The organism is Pseudoduganella sp. RAF53_2 (assembly GCF_052113985.1).
Taxonomy (GTDB): Bacteria; Pseudomonadota; Gammaproteobacteria; order Burkholderiales; family Burkholderiaceae_D; genus Rugamonas.
The window spans coordinates 1-9,574 of sequence record NZ_JBFRDW010000395.1 but is presented as its reverse complement, the minus strand read 5'-3'; the positions used below and the strand labels follow the sequence as shown (position 1 = coordinate 9,574).

10 protein-coding genes are annotated in these 9,574 nt (G+C 61.8%); 4 read left to right on the top strand and 6 right to left on the bottom strand.

Features of this window, described 5'->3' with window-relative positions; all coding sequences use genetic code 11:
* A partial coding sequence (locus AB4Z11_RS21110; protein WP_442027462.1) for a cyclic nucleotide-binding domain-containing protein occupies window positions 1–951 on the bottom strand: 951 nt, incomplete at its 3' end.
* A gap of 73 nt (window positions 952–1,024) precedes the next feature.
* Window positions 1,025–1,786 (bottom strand): peptidylprolyl isomerase, encoded by a 762-nt coding sequence (locus AB4Z11_RS21105; protein WP_442027461.1) that lies wholly within the window; start codon window positions 1,784–1,786, stop codon window positions 1,025–1,027.
* A 96-nt stretch (window positions 1,787–1,882) separates the two neighbouring features.
* On the opposite strand from AB4Z11_RS21105, the gene AB4Z11_RS21100 reads away from it, so the two are divergent.
* The 3 genes from AB4Z11_RS21100 to AB4Z11_RS21090 all read left to right on the top strand — a co-directional run bounded on the left by AB4Z11_RS21100 (window position 1,883) and on the right by AB4Z11_RS21090 (window position 4,680).
* Complete coding sequence (locus AB4Z11_RS21100) at window positions 1,883–2,629, top strand: helix-turn-helix domain-containing protein (protein WP_442027460.1); 747 nt, start codon at window positions 1,883–1,885, stop codon at window positions 2,627–2,629.
* 63 nt (window positions 2,630–2,692) lie between these two features.
* A complete protein-coding gene (locus AB4Z11_RS21095; RefSeq protein WP_442027458.1) occupies window positions 2,693–3,625 on the top strand; it encodes a DMT family transporter in 933 nt (310 codons plus the stop codon).
* 98 nt (window positions 3,626–3,723) lie between these two features.
* Window positions 3,724–4,680 (top strand): ribonuclease Z, encoded by a 957-nt coding sequence (locus AB4Z11_RS21090; RefSeq protein WP_442027457.1) that lies wholly within the window; start codon window positions 3,724–3,726, stop codon window positions 4,678–4,680.
* On the opposite strand, the gene AB4Z11_RS21085 is transcribed toward AB4Z11_RS21090, so the two are convergent.
* From AB4Z11_RS21085 to AB4Z11_RS21070, 4 genes are read right to left on the bottom strand one after another with little or no spacing between them, the layout of a single operon-like run.
* A complete protein-coding gene (locus tag AB4Z11_RS21085; RefSeq protein ID WP_442027456.1) occupies window positions 4,668–5,237 on the bottom strand; it encodes a hypothetical protein in 570 nt (189 codons plus the stop codon). The two genes, AB4Z11_RS21090 and AB4Z11_RS21085, sit on opposite strands and share 13 nt — an antisense overlap.
* Window positions 5,146–6,936: an apolipoprotein N-acyltransferase gene (gene lnt, locus AB4Z11_RS21080; RefSeq protein WP_442027455.1), complete on the bottom strand. Its 1,791-nt coding sequence runs from the start codon at window positions 6,934–6,936 to the stop codon at window positions 5,146–5,148. Before lnt ends, AB4Z11_RS21085 begins: the two co-directional genes overlap by 92 nt.
* Window positions 6,937–6,940: 4 nt before the next feature.
* Window positions 6,941–7,567, bottom strand: a complete 627-nt coding sequence (locus AB4Z11_RS21075) for a hypothetical protein (RefSeq protein ID WP_442027454.1) — start codon at window positions 7,565–7,567, stop codon at window positions 6,941–6,943.
* Window positions 7,568–7,570: 3 nt separating this feature from the next.
* Window positions 7,571–8,647: an SGNH/GDSL hydrolase family protein gene (locus tag AB4Z11_RS21070; RefSeq protein WP_442027453.1), complete on the bottom strand. Its 1,077-nt coding sequence runs from the start codon at window positions 8,645–8,647 to the stop codon at window positions 7,571–7,573.
* A gap of 577 nt (window positions 8,648–9,224) precedes the next feature.
* Between AB4Z11_RS21070 and AB4Z11_RS21065 the strand changes: the two genes are divergently transcribed.
* On the top strand, window positions 9,225–9,574 hold a 350-nt coding region (locus AB4Z11_RS21065), incomplete at its 3' end, for an extracellular solute-binding protein (RefSeq protein ID WP_442027452.1).

Here is a 9,574-nt window from a genome sequence, read left to right as displayed (position 1 = left end):
GTCCATCTCCTCGGCCTGTTCGACCCAGGCAAAACGTTTGATGACCTTTTCGCCGGACGCGGGTTCAGTGCCCATGTCCAGCACCACCGGGCGCTTGCGGCGTTCCGCCAGCTTCTTCTGCCGATGCAGCTCACGCTCGAAGAAACGCACACGGTCTTCGATCACCTCGCGGAACTTGGCATTGCGCTCCAGGATGAAGTGGGCGCTTTTCTCGGGAATGACCAGCAGGATCACGTCGGTGGCCGCCACCACGGTGGCAGGCTGCTCCTGCCGCATCAGGCAGGCTTTCTCGCCTATCAGCTCACCTGGACCGAGGGTGGCCAGTTTGAACTCATCCGTGCCGTCGCTGTAGCCAACCTGCACCTGGCCCTGCCGCACCACGTACAGGCGGTGATCGTCGCGCGCGCCCTGCTTCAGGATCTCTTTGCCGGCGCCGACACGCTTCACGCCCACGCTGCGCACGAATTCTTCCAGCTCGCTCTTGCTGACCTTGTTGCGCAACTCGAATAGCCGCGCCACCAGACCGCCAGCCGAGCTGATCGCCACGTAGTTGTTGATGAAATTGAGCGCGTCCGGATTGCGGCCGATCAGCGGCTGAAACGCCGTGCGCGGGATGAACCACAATTCCGTTTTCAATGCTGCACGTGCCGAGACTTCGTGCCGGTGGCTGCGCAAAATGGCGATTTCGGCGAACACTTCGCCTGCCTTGCGCACGCCCATGCTGATTTCCTTGCCGTGCTCGTCGCTGAACACGCGTACGGAACCAGAATGGATGACGTACAGACCTTCGGCAGGCTCACCTGCCGTGCAGACAGTGTCGCCAAAAGCAAAGGAACGGGATTCGATGGCGCCAGCCAGCTGCTCCAGCTCTTCCGGAGTGAAAACCGACAGGATCTCGACGGCCGACAGGAACTCGGCAGGTGTTTGTTGTTTTGGCGCTAGAGAGTCCATGTCGGTGCCTGCCAAGCTCGCCCATCAACCTGCGTTGCAATCGGCAGGCGGCCAATCGCTGGCCGTGCCTGGCTCACCGCGCGGGGCAAGCCTCGATAATGTGCTCTTGCGCCCTGGCCATCAGCCATTCCTCCCGCAGCAGGCGGCGTATTTCGATGGCCGTTTCCTCATCCAGCTTGGCGRGATGCTTTGCATTCACCGCGAAAATCTCAAAGAAGGTCTTGTCCGGCGAAGGGAAAGGCCCCAGCAAATCGCCCGCCGCAGCGTTGAAGATGCGCGACTCGATATCGGGTTTCAGAGAGCCCCGTAGCACCCGCCCGATCACGCCCCCGCGCTCCGCCTCATCTCCAATGGAATGTTCGCGTGCCATTTCGGCAAAACTGTCCGGATCGTCGGTCAGCGCCGACATCATCTCCTTGGCCTTGCCTTCAGTATCCAGCACGATATGGCTCACTTCCACCGCGTCGAAACGTGGCGAATTGAGCTTGAAATATTGTTCGACCGCTTTTTCGTTGCAGACCTGCGCCATCATCTTCTCGTGGTACAGGCTGTCCACGATGAAGTCTTCGAACTCATCCAATGTGACGCCGAGGGTATCGAGGTACTGGTTCATGTCCGCAGCACGGTGCAAGCCCTGGATGCGGCGGAACTGGTCAGCGCGCTCCTGCACTTCCTCCGGCGGCATGGCAATGCCGAGCTTTTTCGCGGCACGCACGGTCAGCTTCTCGCGCACCAGCTGCTCGATTAGCCCTTCAAACTGCCCAGTAAGCTTTAGTGTTCTGATGAAATAATCCGTATCGATTACATCATCGTCGATGCGCACAATCGCAGCCATGCCCGCCCCCTGAAGTCACTTTCGTTGTAGCAGGTCGAATAGGAGATTTCAATGACGCGGATGTCCCGTTGCGCCGCCGATGCTACACTCGCGCTTATGCAATCTTCTGTTGACCTTCATGTGCGCAGTTATGGCGAATTCGGCAACCCGGACCGCCACGATTACGCACAGCTCGTGCTGCCCTTGCGCGGCGCGGTTCAGCTCGACATTGACGGCAAATTCGGCCGCCTGGATGTGTTGACCGCCGGCTTCGTGGCGCCGCGCGCCTGGCATGCGCAAGGCGGCGACAGAACCAATCAATCCCTTATCCTCGACGTTGACGAGTGCAGCCTGCCGCCTGCCATCAGCGAGCGCCTGCATGACCGCCCGTTTACCGCGATCAACTCTGCATCGCGCAAACTGATCGAATTCATGGCCATCATGGCTGAACAGCGCGCCGCTGCGCCGTCTGTCGTGCAGGGCTGGGCTCCGCTCCTGCTGGACACGCTCATGCTGGACGCACCGCGGCCTGCGTCGCGCCTCGCCGCCCTGATGGCCCGCATCGAGGCCGAACCCGGCCTGCCATGGGCCACTGAAACCATGGCAAAGAGCGCCGGCGTCAGCGTCAGCCGATTGCATGCGCTGTTCCGTTCCGAGCACGGCACCAGCCCGCACGACTGGCTGCTGGAGCGCCGCCTGGCGCGCGCCTGCGAATGGCTGGCACAAACCGACCGGCCGATTGCCGAACTGGCCCTCCGCGCCGGTTTTTCCGAGCAAAGCGCCCTCACCCGTGCCATGCGCAAGGCCATGGATATGACTCCGGCGGCCTACCGCAGGCAAAGCCGGGAGAATTTGTCCAAATAAGCGTAGAAAACGTCAAGAAGTCCTCCTGCCGCGCCGGAATAATGACGGTGATCGGAGGATGTTATGTTTTCAAGCAGGATCTGGCTCGGCCTTGGCGCGAGCATTCTGGCAGGCGCTTTCTGGGGACTGGTGTTTCTCGCGCCGGAACTGGCGCGGGGCTTCCAACCCATGCAACTTTCAGCGGGCCGCTACCTGGCCTATGGACTGGTGGCCGCGCTGCTGGTTGCGCCGTCCTGGCGGCGACTGACGCAGTCGCTGACGTGGAAGGAATGGCGTGCCCTCGCCTGGCTCAGCTTTACGGGCAATATCATTTATTACGTTTTCCTCGCCAACGCCGTGCAATCGGGCGGCGTCGCCATGACGTCCCTGGTCATCGGCCTGCTGCCTGTCACAGTCACGCTGGCCGGCAGCCGCGACCGGCACGCCGTACCGATCCGGAGCTTGCTGCCATCGCTGGCGCTGAGCATGGCCGGGCTGGCGTGCATCAGCTGGCAATCGCTGTCCGCTTCTCGCGATCATGGCTCGGTATTCGGCCTGTTGTGCGCAATCGGTTCGCTGGTTTCGTGGACGATCTACGCGGTTGGCAACAGCCGCTGGCTGGCCAGGCTCAACCATGTCTCGGCGCATGAATGGAGTCTGCTGACGGGCGTCGTCACCGGGGCGCAGGCGCTGGTACTGGCGATTCCAGCCTTCCATTTCCTCCCGAACAGCCACAGCTCGTCCGACTGGCTGCTGTTCACGGGCGTCGTCACCGCAGTCGCCATCTTCTGCTCGATCGTCGGTAACGGCCTATGGAACCGTGCGACCCGGTTGCTGCCGTTGACGCTGGTCGGCCAGATGATTGTGTTCGAAACCCTGTTTGCCCTGCTGTACGGCTTTATCTGGGAAGCGCGCTTGCCGACGACACTCGAATGCGCGGCGATGGTGCTGTTGATTCTGGGCGTGCTGTCTTGCGCCTCGGCGCACCGTCGTAGCGGAACCGGTCTGCCAGCGTGACCGAGTTCGGGAAGTTGAAGTAGCACCGCAGAAATGGCAGTTGCTGCTGTGCGGCCTACACGTGCCAGCCGCTGCGCGAAACGGCCGTATAATGCGGCATGCTGAAACTGACCTTTCTCGGAACCTCCTCTGGCGTACCGACCAAGAACCGTAACGTTACCGCACTGGCCATCCAGACCTCGCTGAACCGCGACTGGTGGCTGGTGGACTGCGGCGAAGCCACCCAGCATCGGCTGCAGCACACGCCGCTGTCGGTGCACGATCTGGCGGGTATCTGCATCACGCACATCCACGGCGACCATAGCTACGGCTTGCCGGGATTGCTCGCCAGCGCTTCAATGACGGGCCGCGCCCGGCCGCTGATTCTCATTGCCCCCAGAGCCGTACGCAATTGGGTTGAAGCGACGCTGCTGCATACGGAACTGTTCCTGACCTTCCCACTCGTCCACGTCGACGTCGACGCGGCGCGGCTGGTGCATCAGGAGCCGGGGCTGAGCATTGAACGCTATGCGCTGTCGCATCGCGTGCCGAGTGTCGGTTTCCGCTTTGCGGTCGAAACCACCAAATGGAAACTGGACGGCGCCGCCTTGCGCGCACGGGGCGTGGAACCAGGGCCGGATTGGGGCAAACTCCAGGCAGGCGAAGACTTGAAGCTGGCCGATGGCAGCACGCTGCGTGCGGACGACTTCCGCATCGTGCAACGCGAGCTGGCAGTGGCCGTCATTGGCGGAGATAACGATACGCCATCGCTCCTGGCCGAAGCCTGCGAAGGCGCAGATCTGCTGGTGCACGAAGCCACCTACACGGAAGCCGGCCTGGAAAAAGTTGGTCCAGGACGCGGCCACAGTTCCGCCCAGGCTGTGGCGCGCTTTGCAAGCGAGCGTCGGCTGCCCAACCTGATTCTGACGCACTTCAGCCCGCGCTACGACAATCCCGAAGGACTCGCCGAAGTCGAAGCCGACGCGCGCCAGGCCTACGACGGCCGGCTATTCCTTGCAAACGACTTCGCCCGCTACGAACTCGACGCGCACGGCATTGTCAGCTACTTGCCATAGATGTTCAAAATCAGCCAGGCCGGCAGCCCAAGATAAAGCACGGCGAGGCCGATACGCTCCAGTCCCAGGCGGGCATCGATGGTCCGGCGCGGCCGCATCAGCGCCACCAGCAAGGTGCCTGTTTCAATCGCGGTCCGCAGCACCGCCGCACTGAGCACCACGCCGATCGACCACGCCGCCCACCAGAGGGCAAAGGCGGTCAGATAGGCCTTCAGACCGAAGGTATAGTATTCGCCGAAAGCGCCGCCGTAAGTGATGTGCTGATGCAGATGGAAGGCTGGAATCGCCAGCGCTAGCGGCAGCAGCACAAACTTGGCCACCGGATGACCGAGCCGCCACTCCTGCAACGCCAGACGCGCCTGGTCATACACGTCCATCATCGCGTGCCTGACTGGCCCTGCCGGCGGGCCGCCCGCCACGGCAATCGCGTGGAGGAATCCGGCCGGATTCGCCAGCGCCAGTCCATCATGCCAGCGCCGTCCCGACTTCAGGCGCAGGCAGGCTCCGGACGCGGGCAGCGGCAGCCGCCACGGCTCGACCGCCGCGAGCTCGCTCAACGCCAGCTCGGTGCACTGCGTTCCACGCGTCAGCAGAAGCTTGCCGCCATCGATCGTCAATTGAGCGGCAAAGGCGCGCAGCAGGAACCACGCAGCCGCTTCCGGCGCCAGGAACAGCGCCGTAAACTGTCGGATGATCGCCATGGTATTCGTCCGCAGCGGCTCGTTCACCAGCAGCGCCGCGCACATGCCAAGCAACCCGGCCCGCGCAACGATGCGAGTCACCCCACAAGACCATGAGCGTCAGCGCGGGCCGGTGCAATGGCATGTCCGCCACAACCAGCGCCGGCTCGCCAATCCCCGCGCCTGCAAGGATGCTGCCTCTCGCATCAATTGCCGCGCTGAGGCCATTGGTCGTCACGCGGAATTGCGGCAAGCGCGTTTCGATGCTGCGGAACGCCGCCGCTGTCTGATGCAAGTGTGCGCCCTGCCCATCCGCGTTGAACCAGGAATCGTTCGACATCGTCAGTATCGCCTGCGCACCCAACCGCGCGCCATTGATGGCCAGGCCGCTATCGACATCGTCGAGACAAATCAGCGGCAGCACCGGCACTTCGCGGCCGTCGGCGAGACGCAATGGGAAGACGCGCGCGCCATTACCGGCTTTCCAATTGCCCGTCCACGGCAGCAGGCGGCGCAGCGCCGAGCCGTCCAGCCATGCCGGCACGTATTCGGTGAACGGAAACAGGCGCGTCTTGCGATAGAGGCCGAGCAATCCCGCGCCCGGCTGCACGAATGCTGCGGCGTTGTACTCTCCCGCGCTATCGCTGTCATAAGTGCCGAACACGAATGGCACACCAGCTGCGTTCACGTTCGCCAGAATCTCAGCGTCGAACTCCGCACCCGCCTGGCTTTTTGGATGTCCAAAAGTCGTCGGGTAAGCCGTCTCGGACCACAGCACCGCGTCCGCATGCTGGCGCGCGACGGCGTCGTAGCTCATCGCAAAGTGACGGTCGAGTACCTCGCGCACGACCGCATAAGCGCCCTTCTGCGCACGCTGGCCTTCGTAGTCGATGATATTCGATTGGATCAGCGCCATGCGCAATGGCTTGCCGCCTTGCGCCGGCGTACCACTCACTACCCACAGTCCATAGCCGGCCAGCAGCAGCGGCGCCGTCGCCGCCAGCAACAGCGGCTTGACGGCGGCGCGCCAGCCAGCCGTGCGACGTAACAGCGCCGTGGTTACGGCCTCGTTGCACAGCAAGAGCAGCAGCGTGAGGCCGGCGCCGCCGCCGACGTCGGCCGCCTGACGCATCAATATCGATGGATACAGCCCATAGCCAAGTGTGTCGCCCAGCAGGCGCGGCACCAGCCATTCGGTCGCCACCCACGCCGAGGCGGCTGCCAGCGCGCGCAACGCGGGGCTGTACACGCGTGCGCTCAGATGACGCACCAGCGCATAAGCCAGAAATTGCGGCTGAAATAGCGGTGCAACAAGCAGCAACACTGCGATCCCCGCTGTATCGCCTGCATGCGTGTAGCGGCCAAGCGCAACACCAAACCACCAGAAGACCGCGAGTGTGTACGCCAGGGTCATGCCGTAGGCCTGCGCAAGCGCGGCGCGCAGCGTACGGCTGCCGTCCAATGCACGAAGCCAAGGGACCAGCAGCACAAAGCCCAGCATCCAGACTGCGCCGCCGCGCGCATAAAGAGCCGACATCGCAGCGCTGGCGAGAATGCACGCAATTGTTCGCTTCATGGTTTTAGTGTGTCGTTGGTTCAAGCGGTGCGGGGATGGTGATGCGCCGGATTGCCAGCCCCGGCGGCGCCAGCTCCGGCGGTACGACGCCATCCTTCGGCATCGCGATCGCCTGGTTGGAAGCGTCGTAAAGCTGGAAACCCGGCGCAAACATCAGGATCGCTTCGATGCGCTGGCCGTCATCGGTCACTTGATGGTGGCGCACATAGCCAGGCGGCAGAGCAAAGTTTTCGGGTACCGCGAGTCCCACCAGCGGCGGACGCGTGCCCGGCGGCTGGAATGCGCCCAGGCCGCTGTAGATCCCGCGCTCATGCAGACGCTCAATGACCTGGGCCACGCTGGGGTTCTCGCCGCGCGCCAGATAACTGCTCAAATCCCGCGTTGGGTCTGCGTCCCCCTCAGGCGCATGCTTGGCCGCTTTCGGCGCAGGCGGTGGCTGTGGCGGAGCTTGCGGCGCCGATGCGGACTTCACGCCTTCACCGGCGCGCGCCGACGCCAGCTGCGCCGAGGCGCTCGCTGCATCGACTGGTTCAGACCACAGCCACAGAAAGAACAACAGGCTGATGGCCCCGACGGCAAGCACCAGCGCTATCGCAAGATAGCCTGGGCTTGGACGCCAGCGCTGCGTCATGCGTTAAGGCGTGGCGACGTTGTAGGTCGACACTGCCCAGCCCATGCGCTCATGGCCATACTGGTTCCAGACCGGACTCTTCCCGCCTGAGAACGAGGTATAGCGTGGCGCGCCAGTTCCGGTCGTGCCGCCAAACAGGCCCGCAGTCACCGTGGCACCTGTGTAGGTCGGATGCGTATCGTCGGACTGAATGTAGTCGTAACTGCTGCTGCTCGAAACGAAGTGCGTATTCGCGTCCCGCAGAGTGGAGCGCAGTGTCGTGGTGATGCGCGTGACATAGCTGGCCTGCGTCTCGCCGGCGACGTAGCGCAAAGCGTCGGAATCAATCTGCCCATCACCGTTGCTGTCGTAGTCTGCGCCCATGTACTGCGCGAAGTTGTCGGTGCACTTGAAGCCCTTCTGGCGCGCGGTATCGCACATCATGAAGTTGATGCGCGCGAGCGAAGGCAGGAATTTCTCCTGCATGTTCACAGTCTTGCCAGTGTTAGGGTCTTTGCAGGAACTCTGCACATTGTCGGCCGCGTAGCCGGGGTAATGCAGATTGGAGATCACCTTCAGCTTCACGCCCGCGTAGGCATTGGCATTGATATAGTCCATCGCGGCGGCGACGTAGGTCTTACAGTTGTTCTCAGCGGCAGTCAGTACGCTGTCATCGCAGGTGCCCGACTGGCCCTTGAACGCCGTGCGCGCTTGCAGACCGTCGTTGCCGCACATCTCGAAAGTGACCACGCGCGTGCTGCTGTCCTGCATATACGAGCGCTCGGCGACGATCTTGTTGTTGTACAYGTCCGAAGCGATCGCACCCGATTTGGTACGACGCACGCTTTCGATGTCCGCATTCCACAGGGCCGATAGATATTCCGCATCCACGGTTGGCGCCGAATACTTGGCCGCACTGGTAATCGACCCGTTGTAGCCCGCGTAGATCGAGTCGCCATAAGCCACCACGCGATACTTCGTACTGGTATTGGGCCGGTCGATGGTCCACGAAACGTTCTGGGTCAGGGTATTGGCCGAAGCCTGTGCGCCCAAGGTGAGCAATGCCAGTGCGGCGAGGAACTGGGGAAAGCGAGTGGTCATAGAGTTGTCTCCGATCGTTGTTAGAAGAACCCACGCAAAACCGCCAACGACCCATATTAACCACGCGACAATGTTCTTCATCTAGTCACACAAGCACTGGCTTCTCAGGACAAAAGATTGGCTCAACAGGCACGGTTGGCTGTCACGCCAGACCAACACGCCGAGATAAAGACAGCTTCTCTCGTCACCCAAAATGAGCGTCAATAAAACCCATCGAAGCACCACGAGAGAGCCGGTCAATATCTTTCAAGAGAACAATCCATCGGCCATACAAGGCAATGAGGGCACTTGCTGCCCGAATGCGCTACGACCGGCTCTCATCAACAATACAAGCCTGACAAAATTCAACGCACGCTTAATTTCTCTGTGGCTCAAGAACGATTGGGAGACGATGACCCGCATCAGCACCAGAACACGCTCGCTCTCTTCGGTGACCGATTCGCTCAACTTTCGGAATTGTAATTTGACCAGCTAGCACAGTTGACTCAATCGCTGACTGGCCTAGCCAACTTCCACCACAACAAGATATGACGCGGAGCTAGTTGACAGCCTAAGCATTCCCGACGAGACTTTCCTTATGATATGGCGTACCAAATACTGGCTTGCGCGGGGTTTGTTATGCGCGGCGTTCGGCCTTCCTTCCGTAGCCTTTGCTGCGGAACAGCTGGTCATTGACTATATCGTCTCCAACAGCCCGCAGCGCCTGGCCTTGCTGAGAATTATTGACCAGTTCTCAGCGGCAAATCCCGACGTCCAAGTTAAGCACAATGGATTCCCGCAGGAGCAATACAAAAAGGAATTCACGGCGCGCTTGCAGAGCGGTCATGCCGATCTGGCTTTCTGGTATGCCGGTGAGCGTTTGCGTGACGCGGCAGAAAGAAAATTGATTGCGCCGCTCGATGCTGAGCTGGTCACCCTGCTGCGGAA